We start from the raw sequence: 20,285 nt of genomic DNA on the forward strand, positions 1-20,285 counted from the left end.
TTCTCAAGCCATCCCGGCAACGGGACGATGGAAAGGAAATGACATGACGAATTCAACGTCTGCGGCATCCGGCGCTGAGACCTATCCGGTCCTGCCTCTGCGCGACATTGTGGTCTTCCCGCACATGATCGTGCCGCTGTTCGTCGGACGGGAAAAGTCCATTCGGGCGCTTGAAGAGGTCATGGGTTCCGACAAGCAGATCATGCTCGTCACCCAGATCAATGCCAGCGACGACGATCCTGAGCCTGAGCAGATCTACAAGGTCGGCACGGTGGCCAATGTGCTGCAGCTCCTGAAGCTCCCGGACGGAACCGTGAAGGTTCTGGTCGAAGGCAAGGCGCGCGCCCAGATCTCCGAATACAGCGACCGCGAAGAGTTCTACGAAGCCAAGGCCGAGATTCTGGCCGAGCCCGATGAGGACGCCGTCGAGGTGGAAGCGCTGTCGCGCTCCGTGGTTTCCGAATTCGAAAACTACGTTAAGCTCAACAAGAAGATCTCGCCGGAAGTCGTTGGTGCCGCGAGCCAAATCGAGGACTACTCGAAGCTGGCCGACACGGTTGCCTCGCACCTGTCGATCAAGATCACCGAAAAGCAGGAAATGCTCGAAACTGTCTCGATCAAGCTGCGGCTTGAAAAGGCCCTCGGCTTCATGGAAGGCGAAATCTCCGTCCTCCAGGTCGAGAAGCGCATCCGCTCGCGCGTCAAGCGCCAGATGGAAAAGACCCAGCGCGAGTATTACCTCAACGAGCAGATGAAGGCGATCCAGAAGGAACTCGGCGACGGCGACGAAGGCCGTGACGAGATGGCCGAACTGGAAGAGCGCATCGGCAAGACCAAGCTTTCCAAGGAAGCCAAGGAAAAGGCCGATGCCGAGCTGAAGAAGCTGAAGCAGATGAGCCCGATGTCGGCGGAAGCCACCGTCGTGCGCAACTATCTCGACTGGCTGCTCGGTATTCCGTGGTCCAAGAAGTCGAAGATCAAGACCGATCTTAACGCGGCTGAAAAGGTCCTCGAACTGGATCACTTCGGTCTCGACAAGGTCAAGGAACGCATCGTCGAGTATCTCGCCGTGCAGGCCCGCGCTACCAAGCTCAAGGGCCCGATCCTCTGCCTCGTCGGTCCTCCGGGCGTCGGCAAGACGTCTCTTGCCCAGTCAATCGCCAAGGCGACCGGCCGCGAGTATGTGCGCATGGCCCTCGGTGGCGTTCGTGACGAAGCCGAAATCCGTGGTCACCGCCGCACCTACATCGGCTCGATGCCCGGCAAGGTCATCCAGTCGATGAAGAAGGCGAAGAAGTCCAACCCGCTCTTCCTGCTCGACGAAATCGACAAGATGGGCTCGGACTTCCGCGGAGATCCGTCGTCGGCCCTGCTCGAAGTGCTCGATCCGGCGCAGAACTCGACCTTCATGGACCACTACCTCGAGGTCGAATACGATCTGTCCGACGTGATGTTCATCACCACGGCGAACACGCTGAACATCCCAGGTCCCCTGATGGACCGCATGGAAGTGATCCGCATCGCCGGGTACACCGAGGATGAGAAGCGCGAGATTGCCAAGCGTCACCTTCTGCCGAAGGCTATCCGGGACCATGCGCTGCAGCCGAAGGAATTCTCGGTGTCGGACGATGCCCTGATGGCGATCAGCCAGCAGTACACGCGTGAAGCCGGCGTTCGCTCCTTCGAGCGCGAGCTGATGAAGCTCGCCCGCAAGGCCGTGACCGAGATCATCAAGGGCAAGACGAAGTCGGTTGCGGTGACCGCTGCCAACATCTCGGATTACCTTGGCGTTCCGCGTTTCCGTCACGGCGAAGCCGAAGGTGAGGATCAGGTCGGCGTCGTCACGGGTCTTGCCTGGACGGAAGTCGGCGGTGAGCTTCTCACCATCGAAGGCGTCATGATGCCGGGCAAGGGTCGCATGACCGTCACCGGCAACCTCAAGGACGTGATGAAGGAATCGATTTCGGCTGCGGCCTCCTATGTCCGCTCCCGTGCCGTCGATTTCGGCATCGAGCCGCCGCGCTTCGACAAGTCGGACATCCACGTGCACGTGCCTGAAGGTGCGACGCCGAAGGACGGTCCGTCGGCCGGTGTCGGCATGGCAACCGCGATCGTTTCGATCATGACCGGCATTCCTGTTCGCAAGGATGTCGCCATGACCGGCGAAATCACGTTGCGCGGCCGGGTGCTGCCGATCGGTGGTCTCAAGGAAAAACTCCTTGCGGCTCTGCGCGGCAACATCAAGGTTGTGCTGATCCCGGAAGAGAACGCGAAGGACCTCGCGGACATTCCGGACAACGTGAAAAACGGAATGGAGATCATCCCGGTGTCGCGTATGGGCGAGGTGATCAAGCACGCTTTGGTTCGCCTTCCCGAACCGATCGAGTGGGATGGCACGGTAGAGACTCCGGTCATTGCGACAGTTGACGGTGCCGACGACTCGTCGACAACGATCGCTCACTAAGCGGTGCCTTGAAGCCGCCACGAACAGATAAAAAAGCCGGCGAAAGCCGGCTTTTTTTGTGAAAAATGCCCAAGACCCCTTGTTTTTCAGGCTTTTTCGGAGCCTTTGGGTTGCCAAGTGCCGACGCAAAACTATTGTCGGCGCCGACCAAATGAGTCGTTCCAAAACCGTTGAAAGGGTGGAAATATGAACAAGACCGAACTGGTGTCCGCAGTGGCCGAAAAAGCCGGCCTCTCCAAGGCTGATGCCGCCTCTGCAGTCGATGCCGTTTTCGAGACTGTCCAGGCCGAACTGAAGAATGGTGGCGACATCCGCCTCGCTGGCTTCGGCAGCTTCTCCGTTTCGCGTCGCGAAGCATCCAAGGGCCGCAACCCGTCCACGGGCGCTGAAGTCGATATCCCTGCTCGTAACGTGCCGAAGTTCTCGGCCGGCAAGGGTCTCAAGGAAGCTGTTAACAGCTAATCGAAAGCATCTGGCGGCTTGCCGCCATGATGCAAAACGTCTCGAAAGGCCCGGTGAAAACCGGGCCTTTTGCATTGCTGGACGCATTTGTTTTGGCCAATCCAACAGACCGTCGTTCAACGCCAAAAAGTGTCATCCGCCTGTCATGACAGTGCAGCACAAGCCGAGTGTAGTTTCACGGAGGCTTCCCATGACATTTTCGACACGCGCCGCTTTGACCGCGCTCCTCCTCGGCTCCGTTGCAGCTCCTGCCGGCGCCGAGCAAGTCTTCAACCGCATTGCATCCTTCCCGGTCGCCCAGAACCTGCCCAAGGGCGAGGACAAGGCGACCTCGTCGGAAATCATCACGGCGACCGCAGACGGCAACACGCTCATCTATTCCGATGCGCCTGGCGGCACGATCGGCTTTATCGACATCACCGATGCGAAGGCTCCGAAGGCCGCCGGGTCGGTCAAGATCGACGGCGAGCCGAACTCGGTCGCCGCAACCGGTGCGAAGGTTCTCGTCACCATCGACCGGACCAAGGACCTCACCAAGCCCGCGGGCCAGCTCGGGGTGGTCGATATCGCCTCCCGCAAGATCGAGGCCACCTGCGATCTCGGCGGCCAGCCGGATAGCATCGTCGTCTCGCCGGATGGCACGTTTGCGGCCATTGCCATCGAGAACCAGCGCGACGAAAAGCTCAACGACGGCGCTCTTCCGCAGCTGCCGGCCGGCGAATTGCAGATCGTCACCCTGAACAACGGGGTGCCCGTCTGCGACAGCATCCGTCACGTCGATCTGACGGGACTGTCCACCGTCGCTCCTGAGGATCCCGAGCCTGAATTCGTCAATATCAACGCCAACGGCGAAATCGTCGTGACGCTGCAGGAAAACAACCACATCGTCATCGTCGACAGCAAGACCGCAAAGGTTACCGCCCATTTCACGGCGGGCACGGTTGATCTCGATGGCGTCGATACCAAGACCGACGGCGCGCTGACCTTCTCCGGGAAGCTCACGGCCATTCCGCGCGAACCGGATGCAGTAAAGTGGCTCGGCACCGATCGCTTCGTTGTCGCCAACGAGGGTGACTACAAGGGCGGGTCGCGCGGCTTCACCATTTTCGATCGTACCGGCAAGGTTCTCTATGACGCCGGAACGTCGCTTGAATATGCTGTCGCCCGCGTCGGTCACTTCCCGGAAAAGCGTGCCAAGAACAAGGGCATCGAGCCGGAAGGCTTGGAAGCTGCGACCTTCAACGGTCAGAAGTATTTCTTTGTCCTGTCGGAACGCGGTTCAATGATCGCGGTCTACAAGGATACCGGTGCGGAGCCGGAACTGGTGCAGCTTCTGCCATCCGGCATCTCGCCTGAAGGTGCTGTCGCCATTCCCGGCCGCAACCTGCTCGCCTCCGCCAACGAAGCCGATCTCGGCGAAGACGGCGGTGCCCGCTCGCATGTCATGATCTACGAGCTTAGCGAAGGCGAAAGGGCCTATCCGATGCTCGTCTCCAAGGATGTCGACGGCAAGCCGCTCGGCTGGGGCGCCATGTCGGGCCTCGTCGGTGATGCGGAAAAGGACGGCATTCTCTATGGCGTGAGCGATAGCGTCTATGCCATGCAGCCCTCGATCTTCACCATCGACGCCACCAAGAAGCCGGCCGAAATCACCAGTGTCGTGCGTGTGACCCGCAACGGTCAGCCGGCCCAGAAACTCGATATTGAAGGTATCGCACTCGACGGCAAGGGCGGCTTCTGGCTCGCTTCCGAAGGCGACAGTGCCAAGTTCGTCGGTCACGGCATCTACAACGTCAGCGCCAAGGGCGAGATCAAGTCCGAGATCGCGCTTCCGGCAGAACTTCTGGCAGGTGAAACCCGCTTCGGTCTCGAAGGCATCACCACAACCGGTTCCGGCGACGACCTGACACTCTGGATGGCAATCCAGCGCGAATGGAAGGACGATCCGAAGGGCCAGGTGAAGCTTCTGTCCTACAAGCCGAAGTCCAAGGAATGGGCCGCCGTTCGCTACCCGCTCGACAAGACCGAAAAAGGCTGGGTCGGCCTGTCGGAAATCACCGCCCGCGGTGACTACCTTTACATCATCGAGCGCGACAACCTGATCGGCGACAAGGCAAAGCTCAAGAAGCTCTACCGCGTGGCGATCGCCGATCTGAAGCCGGCAAAGCTTGGCGGAGAACTGCCGCTCGTCACCAAGCAGGAAGTGCACGACTTCCTCCCCGACCTGAAGAACGCCACCAACGGATACGTGGTCGACAAGCTCGAAGGTTTCGCCTTCGACAAGTCCGGCAAGGCCTTCGCCATCACCGACAATGACGGCGTCGATGACAGTTCTGGTGAGACGCTGTTCTTCCCGGTTGAGATCAAGGCGACCAACTAAACCGTTCATCAACAGGAAAAGGCCGGGTGTTTTCGCACCCGGCCTTTTTTATTGCCGATGCGTGACTTAAGTCTGTCGTTCCCGATGTGTTCCAGCAGCCGAGTCGATGACCTCATTCCGCTTCATCCATGCCGCCGATCTGCATCTAGGCAGTCCCTTTCAGGGCCTGGCGCTGAAGGATGCCGAACTCGCCGATATCTTCATCGAGGCAAGCCGCAAGGCGTTCTCGGGCTTGGTGGACGAGGCGGTGGAGCGCAAGGTCGACTTCTTTATCGTCGCCGGCGATGTCTATGACGGCGACTGGAAGGACAACAAGATCGGCCTGTTCTTCAACCGCGAGATCGCCCGGCTGGAACGCGCCGGCATTCCGGTCTTCCTGCTGAAGGGCAATCACGACGCCGAAAGCGTCATCACCAAGACAATCACGCTGCCGAAGAATGTCAGCGAATTCCCGACGGCAAAGCCCGGAACGTTCAAGCTGGATCATCTGAAGGTCGCGCTGCACGGCCAGGGTTTTGCCGAGCGCTCGGCCAATGAAAACCTGGCGCTTGCCTATCCGAAGCCGGAGTCCGGCTGGTTCAACATCGGCGTGCTGCATACGTCGCTGACCGGCCGCGAGCCGCACGCAGCCTATGCGCCCTGTTCCGTCGAAGATCTGCGGTCGCGTGGCTACGATTACTGGGCGCTCGGCCATGTCCACGATTTCGAAATCGTCGCCGAAGACCCGCTGGTGGTTTTCCCCGGCAACCTTCAGGGACGATCGATCCGCGAGCAGGGCGCAAAGGGCGCCGTGCTCGTGACCGTCGAGGACGGGCGCATCGCCTATGAGCGCATCGTGACCGACAGCGCAAGGTTTGCCGAACTCGCAGTTCTCGTCGAGCCGGACGAGACGCCGGCGGCGATCCTGCGTCGGCTTGAAGACCTGCTTGGTTCTGTCATCGATGCCATGGAAAGCCGCCCGCTTGCGCTGCGCATCCGCATTAGTGGGCGCAGTCGCTTCCGCAACGAGATCTTGGCGAGAGCGGCCGATTTTCGGGACGAGGTGCAAGCCGCCTGCCACCGCGGCCATGAGGATATCTGGCTGGAAAAGCTGGAAGTGAAACTCGAAGCCGAGATCGCATCGACGGGCAAATCCACCGATCTGCTCGGGCTCGAAGGCCTGCTGCCGACGGCGGAGTTTTCGCCGCTTCTGGTCAGCGAGGCCGAGGCCCGGATTGCCGAGATCGCCGCGCGTCTGCCGGGCGGTATCGGTGCCGGCGATTTGGCACTGGGTGATGATGCGGCAGCGCTGTTGGCGGAGGCGCGCGAGCTGCTTCTGTCGCGCGCGGCAAGGGTAGGGTAGTCCCATGCGTTTCACCCGTCTCGACATCCTGCGCTACGGCGCGCTTACCGATCGCGCGCTTGCGTTTCGCCCCGATGCTCAGTTGCATGTCATCTATGGTCCGAACGAAGCCGGAAAGTCTTCGGCGCTGTCGGCGATCTCGGATCTGCTGTTCGGCTTTCCGACGGCTGCCGAATACAGTTTTCTGCACGACGCGACCGCACTTAGGGTTGGCGCGGAAATCGAGACGCGCGATGGCAGCAAGCTGGGCTTTCGCCGTCGTCGCGGCCGCAAGAACACGCTGCTCGCGGCAAGCGACGCGGAGGATGCGCTTCCCGAGGATGCGCTGGCGCCCTTTCTCGGCACGCTGAACCGCGACGTTTTTCAGCGCGCATTCGGGCTTGATTCGGCGTCGCTCCGGGCTGGCGGCCAGAGCATGCTGAAAAGCGGCGGCGAGATCGGCAGCCTGCTGTTTTCCGCAGCGTCGGGCCTTACCGGCCTCTCCGACCTGCGCAAGAGCTTCGATGCCGAGGCCGACACCATCTACGCGTCGCGCCGCTCCAAGGACCGTTTGTTCTACCAGGTCCTCGACAGCCATGACGAGGCGCGCAAGGCCGAGCGCGACAACGAGCTGAAGTCCGGTGACTGGAAGAAGCTGCTCGCCGAGCAGGCCGAGTTGGAAGCTGAACTCGCCACCATCAAGACCGAGCGCGAAACCACCAAGCAGACCCTGGAACGGCTGCGCAAGCTGATGCGGCTGGAGCCGGTGCTGCGCGAAATCGATCGCGAGCAGGACCAGCTGGCGCAGTATCAGGCGCTGGGCTCGCTGCCGCCGGGCTTCGAGGATGCGTTGGAGCGGGCGCTGGACGAGTCGCGTCGCAACGACGACGCCCATCGGGCGGCGGAAACGGAAGTTTCGCGGCTGGGCGATGAGATCGCCGCCCTCCATGTCGACGACGCGCTGATCGCCGCTGCCGGCAGCATTCTCGCCCGCCACGCCGACAAGGGCGTCTATCTGAAAGCCCGCGAGGATATCGCAAGGGTTCGCGGCGAGGTCGAGGATTTCGACACCCGGCTGGTGCAGCTGGGGCGGAGGTTAGGTCTCGTCAGGACCGACGACCTGGAACGCCACCAGCCGGCCGATGCCGATCTGGTGCGGCTGAAGACCCTTCTCGAGGAAGGCAGCGAACTCGACCGCAGCCTGAAACAGCTGCATCTCCGGCTGGAAGAAGAGCGCGAGGCGCTGCGGCGTCTGGATGAGGCCAATCCGGACAGCCGGCTGATCGATCCGAAACCATGGGCCGAGCAGCTCACGGCGCTCCGCCCCGAACTGAGTGATCTCGCAGGCATCGAAAACCTGCAGGTTCGCGTATCGCGGGCAGAGAGCGATCTCGCCGCCGCCGTCGCAAGGCTCGATCCGCCGGTCAAGGACATCGACGCCCTGCTTGCGAGCCCGCTGCCGGATCTCGCAGCGCTCAGCAGCCACCGCAAGCTGATCGACGATGCACGCGCCGTGCATGCGAGGATCACCCAGACGCTGACGACGGTGAAGGCAGAAGCCAAGACCGTGGCGGATCAGATGGCGGCGCTGGAAGGGCAGGGCCGCATCGTTTCGCGTGCCGATCTTGTTGAAGCCCGGAAACAGCGCGACGCGGGTCTTGCCGCGCTCGGAGCAAAGCCATCAGCGGGTCAGCTAGCCGATGTCCAGAAGGCCGTGCAGAACGCTGACGAACTGGCTGACGCTGCCCTGACAGACGCCGAGCGCGTTTCCCGCCACGCGCAGCTCAGCCTGCGCCAGCACGAGATCGAGCAGCAGTTGACGAACGCCCGCGCCGAAGCGCGCGAAAGCGATATCGCGCTGTCGGATGCGATCACAGAATTCGAGGACCTGTTCCGCTCGGTGCCCGTCTCGCCGCTATCGCCGGAGCGCATGCTCGAATGGCGCCGCGGCGTCGAAGCCCTGTCGCATCAGGTCGATGCGCTGAAGGATGCAAGCGACGCGCTGCAGACCGCGCGGCTGAAGGAAGAGCGATTGAAGCCGGTGCTGGTCGGTCTTGCGGACGCGATCGGGCTTGCCGCAACCGCCTTGCCGCCTGCGGCCCTGGCGCGCGCTCTCGACCGCAGACTGGCGGAGATAGCGGAACGCTGGACGGAAAGCCGCTCGCTGGAGGGCAAGCGCCATTCCGCTGTCGATGCGCTGCAACGCCTCGAAGAGCGCGAGACCGTTCTTCGTCGTGAGGTCGATAGCTGGCGGGCCGCATTCTCCAACGCTGCGACCATGGCCGGCCTGCCGGATGAGGCGACGGTCGACATGGCAGCGGCAGCGCTCGATGTCTGGCGCAGCGTGCCGGATATTCTGGCCGAGCGCGAAAACCGCCGCCGCCGTGTGCGCGGCATGCAGCGCGACATGGAAACCTTCGACGAAGAGATCCGCAGCCTCTGCACCAAGGTGGCACCCGACCTGATCACTGTGCCGGCAGACGTCGCCGCCGGCCTGCTCAACGACCGGGCAATGGACGCCAATGCCGCCGCCAAGCACAAGGCGGCCATGTCGGCTGACCTGGAGCGTGCGACGCTCTCTCTGGATCGCTACGCCACGCGCGAAAAGACCCTGCAGGACGAGCTTGCGGCCCTTGCCGCATCCGCCTCGCGAGACGTCGCCGACCTCGAGCAGGTGCTGGAAGAACTGCGCCAGCGAAGCCGGCTGAACGGACAGCTGCTGCAGTGCCGCTCCCGTTTCAACGAGCACGCCGATGGTGACGACGAAGCAGCGGTGCGCGAGGCGCTGGTCGTTTTCGACAAGGTGACCGCAGGGCTCGAGATCGAGCAGCTGGAGAGCGCCGATAGCAGGCAGATCGACCGGATTTCTTCCCTGCGCACCGCTGAGGCAGACAATGCCCGCCGCCGCCGCGAACTGGAAAGCGGCATCGGCGCCGAGCGCGCTGTGTTCCAGAAGCATGCGGCCGAAACCGAGGCGAGGGACCTTGCGCGTCGGTGGGTAGTGCTGAAGCTTGCCGCAAGCCTTCTGTCGTCCTCGATGGAAACCTACCGCGAGCAGCAGGCCGATCCAGTCATGCAAAGGGCCGGCAAGGTTTTTGCGGATCTCACCGGCGGACGGTTTGCCAAGCTCGTGCAGCTCTATGACGAAAAGGACGAGCTGCAGCTGGCTGTCGAGCGAAACACCGGTGAGCAGGTTCCGCTATCGGGCCTCAGCGAAGGGACCGGCGACCAGCTCTATCTGGCGCTGCGTCTGGCGTTCCTCGAGGATTACTGCAGCCGCAACGAACCGGCACCGCTGATCCTCGACGACATCTTCCAGACATTCGACGACGAACGCACCGCTGCCGGCATCCGCACACTGGCTGCTGCCGGCGACAAGTTCCAGACGGTGCTGTTCACCCACCAGCTCAGCCTGGTGGAAACGGCGCAGCGCGAACTCGGAGAGCGGCTGGATTTGATCAGGCTTTAACGCAATCTGACGGTTGCGTAGCGTGGCTAGCCTTGCGGCGAAAAAACTTGCCCCACTGGGAGCGTCAGGCAGCCGATCCGCGTGCTGACGATCGCTCGCTGTGACGCCCTGCCAGGTTCCGGCGTCGGTACCGGGCATGCCGTGGTAACGGGATGGGCAACGAGGAGCAGGTTGAACCGTCTCTGGTCCATCATTTCGGGGACAAAGGTGGCGCGGTAGTTTTCGAGATCGGATTTAAACGCCGTGCGGGCGGAAAGCCTTGCCTCGAGATATGACCGGCTCTGCGGTGTCAGCGACAGGCCGTAACCGTCGAGCGTGGTCAGTGCAGTCTGCAACAGCGCACCGTCGTGGCGCTCATCCGTGAAACTGAGCTTGATCCGGAAGGTGCGCAGGTCATCCTCTCCAACCCCTTTCGCCTGGATGAACAGAGACGCCGGATCTTCACCCGGGCCCAGCGGCAGGAAGAACGTGCACTCCCATACATTGGCGCCCGCCAAGAAGTTCGGCGGTTCGCCGCCTATGCCCGCCAGTGCCTGGCAGCGTTCCTCGGTTGATGTCGTAACGGGTGGGATGAGACGCGACGTGTCGTGCGCCAGCGGCCGGACCAGTCTGGGCAGCTGCTTGCTACTCGCCGCAAGCCGTCGCTGGCGCCCGATGCGAACAGCCGGTGCGGGAGGAGGAGGAAGCAGATAGGTTTGCAGGCCGAACTGGCGCACCAGACGCTTATAGTTGCGCCCTTCGTTGACGAAAAGGACGGTCGCCGCAAGCCCGCTGAAGACAACGAGAAGGAATACCGCAAGAACGAACAACCGGCCGCCGCGTCGGCGACGCTGTTCGGCAGGGGTCGAAATTGCGGGCCTCTCCTCTTGCGGCATAGTCTTGTTCCGATCGAGGAATGCCTGCGATGATGCCTGCGCTTACCACATTACTAACAGGCTTCAAATCTAGAGCTTCGCCATATTTTCGATTCGACCGGCGCTCATCAGCGCCTGGCGGACGAGTTTACGCTGGTCGGAGCTGTAAGCTGTCTCGCCTTCTCAACTCCATTTGCAGGCGTGGTGCCGCTTTCTGTTCACTGTATGGTTGATTGTTGCTGTAAGGTATCTGGCGATCCAACCCATGCTAGTATAAACAGGAGGCAGGTTATGTAATGGCTTGTTTATGCAATAACTTTGTGCTTTTTGCGAACCCCTGAACCCGCCTTGGGCCATATGTGTATTAGCTTTTCTCGTGACATCCGCTAATAAGTATGTTGTTAAAGTTGTCCGATGCGGGCATTCCGCATCCGCCATTTTAGCTGTGAAAACAGAGTGACAATGACGATCGAAATTATTGGTAGAGCCTGTGTGGCGCCGGGTGCAAGCTCCGTCAAGGAACTCAAGACGATCCTGAGCGGCGGCCGTTGCACCGTTTCGGAGATCCCTGGAGATCGATGGGACTTGGCACGTTTCTGGCATCCGGCACAGGGTGTCGCTGGAAAGACCTATACGTTTGCCGCAGGCGTTATCGACAGGCTGTATGACTTCGATCCTGCCGTTTTCGGCATTTCGCAGCGCGAGGCCATGCAGATGGACCCGCAGCAGCGCGTGCTTCTGACACTGGTCTGGCAGGCGCTGGAAGACGCCAATCTTCCGGCAAGCACGCTCGCCAAGGAAAAGGTCGGCGTTTATATCGGCGCGTCCAGTCTCGAAAACAGTACGCTGTCGTCGGAGGATCCGGCATCCGGTAGCCCGTATTTCATGACGGGCAACACGCTCTCGATCGTCTCGAACCGCATTTCGCACGTCTTCGGCCTCAATGGGCCGAGCATGACCATCGACACCGCCTGCTCGTCGTCGTTGGTGGCGCTGGATCAGGCGGTGCGCTCGCTCGAGCGCGGTGATATCGACACCGCGATCGTCGGCGGCGTCAATATCCTGGTCAACCCGCTCTCCTTCGTCGGCTTCGCGCAGGCGCGCATGCTGTCGCCCGAAGGGCTTTGCCGTGCTTATGACACCAACGGCCATGGCTATGTCCGCGCCGAAGGCGGGGTGGCGATCGTCCTTCGTCGCAGCGATCGCGCGAAGCGGGAAAATGACCGCAGCTACGCCAAGATCCACGCAACAGGCGTGAATTCTTCGGGCCGCACCAACGGCATCAGTCTGCCATCGCGTGATGCGCAGGCCGATCTTCTGCGCTCCATCTACCAGGGTAACGGCATCGACGTGAACCGCGTCGCCTTTATCGAAGGCCACGGCACGGGAACGCGTGTGGGCGACCCGGCGGAAGTCTGGGCCATTGGCACTGTAATCGGCCAGAACCGTCCGGCCCCGCTACCGATCGGTTCGATCAAGTCGAATATCGGTCATACCGAACCGGTGTCTGGTCTGTTCGGCCTGATCAAGGCGATGATTGCGCTGGAAAACGATTTCCTGCCCGCGACGCTTCATATCGAAAAAGCCAACGAGGATATCGACTTCGCCTCGCTCAACGTGCGGGTCAACATGTCCGCGATGAAGCTGATGCCTGCCAAGGGCGCTCGGCTCGCCGGCATCAACTCGTTCGGCTTCGGCGGCACCAACGCCCACGTCGTGATCGGCGATCCCGATCCGGTCGACACGCCGGCGCTGCCCACCAAGGCCGACAGCCAGTTCTTCTTTGCCAGCGCCCATAGCGCCACCGCCCTGAAGTCGCTTCTGGGAAACTACCAGTCGGCCCTCGAACGCTCCGATGCTGTCAAGGCACGTCGGATGATCGCCGCCTCCAGCGCCAATCGCGACCCGATGCGTTATCGCTTCGCCGTCGAAGCCAAGGACGAGGGCAGGGTTCTCAAGGCGATCGAAACGCATTTGGCCGGAACGGCTTCGCAGGGGGAGCGCGGAGAAGCGCCGTCCCATGCCGGCAAGACAGCTTTCGTGTTTTCCGGCAATGGTGCGCAGTGGGCTGGAATGGGTGTTGAGGCCTATCGTGAAAGCCGCCATTTCCGCCAGTGCTTCCAGTCCTTCAGCGCGCTGTTCGAGTATCACCTGGGCGAAAAGCTCTCGGATCTGCTGTTTGCCGACGATATCGGCAGTAGGCTTGCCGATACCAAGATCGCTCAGCCTATGCTGTTTGCGATCCAGGCTTCCATCTCGGATTGCCTCGCTAATCTCGGGGTTCGCCCGGATGTCGTCTTCGGCCACTCCGTGGGCGAAATTGCAGCTGCCTATGCCGCCAAGGCCCTGACCGCTGCGGAAGCCGTGGCGATCGTCGCCAAGCGCTCCAAGTCGCAGGATCTGTTTGCCGGCAAGGGCAAGATGGCTGCCGCTGTGATGAACGAGGAGACGGCGCTTGCCTTCGCAAAGACCCATGGTCTGAACGAGATCGGCGTCGCCGCCATCAATGCACCGAACTCGGTCACGATTTCCGGTCCGACTGACGAGATCCAGGCGTTTCGCGATGCGGCACGCAAGGCGCAGACCGTCGTCCATGTTCTCGACATCAACTACCCGTTCCATCACCCGATCATCGACAGCGCGCGCGATCTTTTTCTCGCGGACCTGCCGACGATCGAGCCGAAGAGTGGCGCTTGCACCTATGTTTCGACGGTCACCGGCGGCATCTACGACTGCCGCGGCCTGGATGCCGATTACTGGTGGCGCAACGTCCGTGACCCGGTTCTCTTCAAGTCTGCCGCCGAAACTGCACTGGATCTCGGCTGCAACCTCTTCATCGAGATCTCGCCGCGTTCGATTCTGTCGAACTATGTCAGTGAAATCGCGAAGCATGCGTCGCATTCGGCTGTCGTGATCGGTACCCTGCAGCGAGAGACCCCGATCGAGGGACGTGACCCGGTCGCGCAGTCGTTTGCCCGCGCCATCGCCCACGGCGTCTCGCCGAGCGTGTCGCGCCGTAGCAGCAAGCGCGATGCGTTTGCAGGCCTCCCGGTCCTGCCGCTCGAGCCGTCCGTCTTGAAGATGGCGAACACGACCGATGAGGTTGATATCTTCGGCCGCGAACACCGCGGCAGCTACTCGCTGCTCGGATGGCGCACCGATCCCAACAGCGCCCACTGGAAGAACCATGTCGACGCGCAGCTTTTCCCGGATCTGGCTGAGCACGTCGTCGATTCGCGCGCGATCCTTCCGGGTAGCGGATTTGTCGAGATCGCCGTCACAGCCGCCCAGGTGCATTTCGGGTCCGACGACGTCGAACTGACGAATATGGAGATCGTGCGTCCGCTCGAACTTCGTACCGACCGGCTGCTCGAGCTATCGACGATTTTGTCGCCCGAGACAGGCGATATCGAGATCCGCTCGCGCGAACGACTGAGCAGCGACGACTGGACCGTGCATGCGGTGGCCCGCTGCCGCAAGCCGGTAGAGCATGCATCTGACCGTCAGATCTGGCGTGCCAACGAAGGCGAAAGCGCGAAGCTCTCCTCGCTGGAGGTCTACGGGACTGCCGAAAAGTTCGGCCTCCAATACGGCCCGCACTTCCAGCTGCTGCGCGAAGCGCGCGTCTTTGGTCGCAACACCGTCGAGGTCGATCTGAAAGCGGCCGAGGCTCCGGCCCACCCCTATCTGACCTACAACCTCAACCCGTTCTCGGTGGACGCGGTGTTTCATGGCCTTGTTGCCATGTTCGACCAGTTATCGGGCAGCGATGCCGGCTCTCCCTATATCCCTGTACGATTTGGTTCGGTTCGGGTGGGGGCGCGGGCCAAGCCTATTACCCGTGCAGTCATTGAGATCGAACGGTTCAGCGGCTTCTCGATCAAAGTCAACTTCCGCATGTTCGGGGAAGATGGCGAAATCGTCGCGTCGTTCGACGACTGCCGGTTCCGCCGCACCTCGTTGCGTCGTCATCACACCTTGGCCTCGGTGGCGTTCCATTACGAAGCCGTGCCGTCGACGATGTCAGGCAATTTCGCTCGGATCGGGTTTGCCGGCGGTCTACTGGCCGCGACGACGGATGCAGAAGCCAAGGACACTGCGTCGTTGATGCTGGATGCGATGATTTACCGTGCCTGCCACGAGATCGCGCTGTCGCTCGCATCACAGGACGGGTTCGTCTCCGTCACCGAGTTCCCGGGCGAACCCAATTTCCGGGCTTTCCTGGCAAGCTGTCTGTTTATTCTGGAAGATGCCGGGATCGCGTCGTCCGAGGAATCCGGCTGGCGCGTGCCGTCCGAATTCACCATGCCGGCCGTCTCTGAACTTCTGCAGGAAATCTACCGTGAGGATTCCGGGCGTATCGCCGAGGCCGTGCTGCTGCACAATGCCTATCGCGATGCTCTGGAACACCTGTCGCTTGGCGGCCTCCATAGCGGCGAAGACGTCTCCGAAGCGCGCCACACCAGCGAAGCAACGCTCGAACACGTGCTTGTTCACTCGCCACTTGGGCGCAAGCGCTCCGATCTGGCGCTGCATCTTGTCGAGCAAGCCTGTCGGGCCAATGGCGGCCGGACCCGGGTCATTGTCGAGCTCGGCTCCACATCCGTATCCGTCAGCAGCAAGCTTGCGTCGCTTGCCGTCGATCACTCGGCGACGCTCGCCATCGTCGAGCCGCGCGAAAGCGTTCGCCGTACACTCGAACTTGCCTTCGAACAGCATGCACATGTCTCGGTGATCGAGCCGAAGGCCCTGACCGATCTCCGCGGCATCGATGTGATCGTTGCCGCCGGACTTGAAAGCCAGGCGGTTCTGGTCGCCGACGATAGCCTTCGTTCGGCTGTCCGAGGCGCTGCCGCAAGAGGCGCTGCATTCCTGTTCGTCGACCGTGCACCGTCGGCGTCCAACGACTTTGCCTTCGGCCTGTCGGATGACTGGTTTGCTGCAAGTCAGTCGCCGGAATTCCCGGTCGGGCGTCTCGCGACAACCGAACAGGTAACCGACCTTCTGACAGGTCTCGGCTTTGCCGCCCCGCTTGTCGAAGAGAAAGATGTGGCCGAAGGGCTGCTGATCGTTGCAGGCGCATCCTCGGCCGCGGCCGACCAGTTGCAGGCACTGCCGTCGATCCCGTCTGCGCTCGTCTTCGCTGAAGATGTCGCCCGTGCTGCAGCGTTTGGTGACGGCGACACCGTCGTCCTGCTCAGCGCGGATGCGGACGAGACTGCGATTTCGCAGTCGCTTGCCGGATTCGATGGCAAACCCGTGCAAGCCATCTTCCTCGCCGAACGCCTGGGTGAGCGCGAAGCCTCCGATGTCGCGCTTGCACGTCTTGAAAACCTCAAGCGTATCGTTGAAGCCTTTACTCGCCATGGCGCCAGCCTCGCGTCGGGCGACCAGTGCCGTCTGGTGATCGTTGCGCCCGGCGGCTCGCCGCTTGCGGCTGAAACGACCGATGATGGCAACGCAGGGCTGTGGACGTTCGCCCGCGTTCTTCAGAACGAATACGATGCCGTCGCCACCCATCTTCTCGATCTCGAAACTGACAGCGCGGAACTCGGCATCTATGTCGGCGAGATCCTGGCCTCCGCCAGTGCCAACCGTGAGTGGATCCTGCGCGATGGTTCGCTGTCGGAAATCCGCGCATCGAGCGGTCCGTTCGGGCCGAAGGATACAGAAAGCGCCGATTTCACTGCAGCCACGATCCGTCAGACGGTGAATGGACGCGTCGACAGCATCATCTGGGAGAGCGCCTCCGAGCCGGTACCCGATGCCGACGAGATCGTTCTCGCGGTGGAAGCCGCCGGTCTCAACTTCCGTGACGTCATGTGGGCGATGGGCCTGCTTCCGGAAGAAGCGCTCGAAGACGGTTTTGCCGGCGCAACCATCGGCATGGAAATGTCCGGCCGCGTCATCTCGGTCGGTGCGTCGGTGACGGATCTCGTTGCCGGAGACCGTGTCATGGGCATCGGCCCGGCCGCGTTCTCCACGCACGTCAAGGTTCGCCGTGACGGCGTGACGAAGTTCCCCGCACGCCTCGACTTTGAGGCTGCAGCAACGGTTCCGGTGGCATTCCTAACCGCCTATTACGCCATGGTTCAGCTCGGCCATATCGAACCCGGTGAAACCATCCTCATCCATGGCGCAGCTGGCGGTGTCGGCCTTGCCGCATTGCAGATCGCCAAGCTGAAGGGTGCAGTTGTCATCGCGACGGCCGGTACGGTGGAAAAACGCCGCTTCCTGGAAGCGCTTGGTGCAGACCATGTGTTCGACAGCCGCTCGCTGGATTTCGTGGCCCGCGTGCGCGGCGTCACTGGCGGCGAAGGTGTCGACCTGGTGCTCAACTCGCTGTTCTCGGAAGCGATGGAACGCAGCCTGGAACTGGTGAAGCCATTCGGTCGCTTCCTCGAACTCGGCAAGCGCGACTATTATTCCGACCGCAAGATCGGCCTTCGTCCGTTCCGTCGCAACATCAGCTATTTCGGCATCGACGCCGACCAGTTGCTGGTGAAGCTGCCGGCGATCACGAAGAAGATCTTTACCGAGATCGGCGTCCTGTTCGAACGGGGCGACTTGTCTCCGCTGCCCTATCGCGCCTTCGGCTATGACGAGATCGGCAGTGCCTTCCGTCTGATGCAGAATGCCGGCCAGATCGGCAAGATTGTCATCCGTCCGCCGGTTGCCGGCAAGGACAAGGTGGTGATTTCAAACGAAAAGCCGGTCGCCTTCGATGCCGATGGCATCTACGTGGTTGCCGGCGGCATCGGCGGCTTCGGTCTCGTTGCAGCAGACTGGCTTGCCGCACGCGGTGCCAAGCAGATTGCACTTTGCTCGCGCAAGGGTATCGCCGACGCTGAAACCGAGGCGGCGATCGCCAAATGGAAGGCCAAGGGCGTCAAGGCATCTGTCCACGCCTGCGACATCACCAGCGAGCCGGCTCTTTCGAAGCTCCTCGACAGCCTGCGCAAGCAGGCTCCGATCAAGGGCATCGTTCACGCGGCCATGGTGCTCGACGACGCGCTTCTGTCCAACCTGACGCCCGAGCGCAACCGACCGGTTGTCGAGGTCAAGGTTCGCGGTGCGGCTCTCCTCGACAAGCTGACGGCGGGCGACGATCTCGATCTCTTCCTCGTCTTCTCCTCGGCCACGACCATGCTCGGTAACCCGGGCCAAGCCAACTACGTCATTGCCAACGGCTATCTCGAAGGTCTTGCCCGTGCACGTCGCGCGGCCGGCAAGCCGGGTCTCGCAGTCGGCTTTGGCGCCATTGCCGATACCGGTTTCCTTGCACGCAATGCCGAGGTCAACGAAATCCTGTCCAAGCGAATCGGCAAGACGGCGATGAAGGCGCGCGATGCGCTGGAGCAGGTCGAACGCTACATGGCGTCAGACACCGGCACCATTGATGCGGCAGCCGTGATGATTGCCGAAGTCGACTGGCAGGCAGTGCGGATGCTGCCGATTTCTAACGCCTCGATCTTCGAGACGGCGATCCGTTCGGCCGGCAATCAGCAATCGGCCTCCGATGGCGACCGGATTGATCTTGAGGATCTGATCCGTGGCAAATCGGCGGATGAAGCGCAGCAGCTTCTTCACAACCTCGTCGCGTCTGAAATCGCCACGATCCTGCGTGTCACGGAAGACAGTATCACGCCGGAAAAGGTGCTGAAGGATATCGGTCTCGACAGTCTGATGGCGATGGAGCTCGGTATGAGCTTCCAGCAGAAGACGGGCTTTGATATTCCGCTGAGCGGAGTAGGGGAAGACACGTCCGTCAGCGACGTGGTAAGCCGTCTGAGAGAGCGTGTCGCCAAGCGCAACGGCGAGGACGACACCGTCCAGAACGAAGTGATCGACCGGCTGGTCAAGAGCCATTCGACGCAGCAGAAAGCCGCAACGCAGTGACAGACAGCAGTTCGGATGAAACCCGGCCCTCCAAGCTGAGCCTTGGGGGGAAGGGCAATTTTATCGACCAGATGCGCAAGGCCAACGAAAACGTCGGGCGCAATCGCACGACGCGGCTCAATGCACAGCCGCAGCAACCGGCCCGCCCTCCGGTCGGCTTTGACGCCTTGCCCGAATATCAACGGGTCATGGTGCAGCGCAAGGCGAGCGAAATCATCGGCGTCGACAACCCGTTCTATCGCTCGCACGACGAAGCCGCCGGCGCGACGACGACCATGGACGGGGAAGTCTATGCGAATTTTGCTTCCTACGACTATCTCGGTACCAACACGGACCCGAGGGTGACCGAAGCCGCCAAGGCTGCGATCGATCGTTTCGGCATTTCTGCCTCCGCCAGCCGTCTGGTCGCAGGCGAGCGCCCGGTGCATGCGGAACTCGAAGAAAAGCTTGCCAGCGTTTACGGCGTTGATGCTGCAGTCTGTTTCGTCAGCGGCTACCTTACCAACGTTGCGGCAATCAGCTGTGTCGTCGGCCCCAAGGACCTCGTCATCCACGACGAATTCATCCACAACAGCGCGCTGGCCGGCATCAAGCTTTCCGGCGCCACGCGGCGCCTGTTCAAGCACAATGACGTCGATAATCTTGAGACGGTGCTCAACACGCTCGCCGGCGATTTCCGGCGCGTGCTCGTGATTGTCGAGGGCGTCTATTCGATGGATGGCGACATCGCCGACCTGCCGCGCCTGATCGAGCTGCGCAATCGGTACGGCTTCTGGCTGATGGTCGACGAGGCCCATTCCCTCGGCGTTCTCGGCAAGACCGGTCGCGGCTCGTTTGAACATTTTGATATCGACCCGAAGAGCGTCGATATCTGGATGGGCACCCTGTCGAAGACAACGTCGAGCTGCGGCGGATATATTGCCGGTAGCCGGGCGCTGGCTGACATCCTCAAGGCAGAAGCGGGCGGTTTCGTCTACAGCGTCGGGCTTGCGCCTGTTCTGGCAACGGCTGCAGCCACGGCCCTCGATATTCTGCGCGAGGAACCGGATCGGGCCGAGCAGTTGCACCGGAACGGTTCGCTGTTTTTGAAGCTCGCCCGGGAAGCCGGTCTCGACACAGGATTGAGCCTCGGCTTCTCCGTCGTGCCGATCCTCGTCGGTGATTCGCTTCGCTCCATCCAGCTGTCGAACGAATTGCTGGAAGATGGCGTCAATGCTTTGCCGATCATTCATCCCGCCGTCCCGGAAGGCATGGCCCGGTTGCGATTCTTTATCACCAGCGACCATACGGAAGAGCAGATTCGCCACGCGGTGGAATCGACCGCAAGACGCCTGAAGGACCTGCAGGACAGGAATTTCGGTCTTGCCTCTCTCAGCCCGGAAAAACTGATGCAGCTTGCGCCGCTTCTCCAGTCGCCTGACAACACCTGAGGCTGT

The 20,285-nt window shown here is 61.7% G+C and carries 8 protein-coding genes; 7 read left to right on the plus strand and 1 reads right to left on the minus strand.

What is annotated here, in order from left to right; genetic code table 11:
• Nucleotides 1–43 precede the first annotated feature (43 nt).
• The 5 genes from lon to J3A65_RS07350 all read left to right on the plus strand — a co-directional run bounded on the left by lon (nt 44) and on the right by J3A65_RS07350 (nt 10,096).
• Entirely contained in the window at nt 44–2,464 is a 2,421-nt protein-coding gene (gene lon / locus J3A65_RS07330; RefSeq protein WP_062453246.1) for an endopeptidase La, read from the plus strand.
• A 186-nt stretch (nt 2,465–2,650) separates the two neighbouring features.
• A complete protein-coding gene (gene hupB / locus J3A65_RS07335; protein WP_062453245.1) occupies nt 2,651–2,926 on the plus strand; it encodes a DNA-binding protein HupB in 276 nt (91 codons plus the stop codon).
• A 190-nt stretch (nt 2,927–3,116) separates the two neighbouring features.
• Nucleotides 3,117–5,306 (plus strand): esterase-like activity of phytase family protein, encoded by a 2,190-nt coding sequence (locus tag J3A65_RS07340; protein ID WP_209900568.1) that lies wholly within the window; start codon nt 3,117–3,119, stop codon nt 5,304–5,306.
• Between the two features lie 106 nt (nt 5,307–5,412).
• Nucleotides 5,413–6,648: a DNA repair exonuclease gene (locus J3A65_RS07345; RefSeq protein WP_209900570.1), complete on the plus strand. Its 1,236-nt coding sequence runs from the start codon at nt 5,413–5,415 to the stop codon at nt 6,646–6,648.
• Between the two features lie 4 nt (nt 6,649–6,652).
• A complete protein-coding gene (locus J3A65_RS07350; RefSeq protein ID WP_209900572.1) occupies nt 6,653–10,096 on the plus strand; it encodes a YhaN family protein in 3,444 nt (1,147 codons plus the stop codon).
• 26 nt (nt 10,097–10,122) lie between these two features.
• Here the strand turns inward: J3A65_RS07350 and J3A65_RS07355 are convergent, their stop codons facing one another.
• Nucleotides 10,123–10,971, minus strand: a complete 849-nt coding sequence (locus J3A65_RS07355; RefSeq protein ID WP_062453241.1) for a DUF6030 family protein — start codon at nt 10,969–10,971, stop codon at nt 10,123–10,125.
• A 441-nt stretch (nt 10,972–11,412) separates the two neighbouring features.
• Between J3A65_RS07355 and J3A65_RS07360 the strand changes: the two genes are divergently transcribed.
• Nucleotides 11,413–18,849, plus strand: coding sequence for a type I polyketide synthase (locus J3A65_RS07360; protein WP_209900574.1), 7,437 nt, complete (start codon nt 11,413–11,415; stop codon nt 18,847–18,849).
• Nucleotides 18,846–20,279 carry an aminotransferase class I/II-fold pyridoxal phosphate-dependent enzyme gene (locus J3A65_RS07365; protein WP_062453239.1) on the plus strand — a complete coding sequence of 478 codons (1,434 nt, stop codon included), beginning with the start codon at nt 18,846–18,848 and terminating at the stop codon, nt 20,277–20,279. The genes J3A65_RS07360 and J3A65_RS07365 overlap by 4 nt, the downstream gene beginning before the upstream one ends.
• The last annotated feature ends 6 nt before the right edge of the window (nt 20,280–20,285 follow it).

The sequence above is a fragment of the Rhizobium sp. PvP014 genome (assembly GCF_017876855.1).
In the GTDB taxonomy this organism is placed as follows: domain Bacteria; phylum Pseudomonadota; class Alphaproteobacteria; order Rhizobiales; family Rhizobiaceae; genus Neorhizobium; species Neorhizobium soli.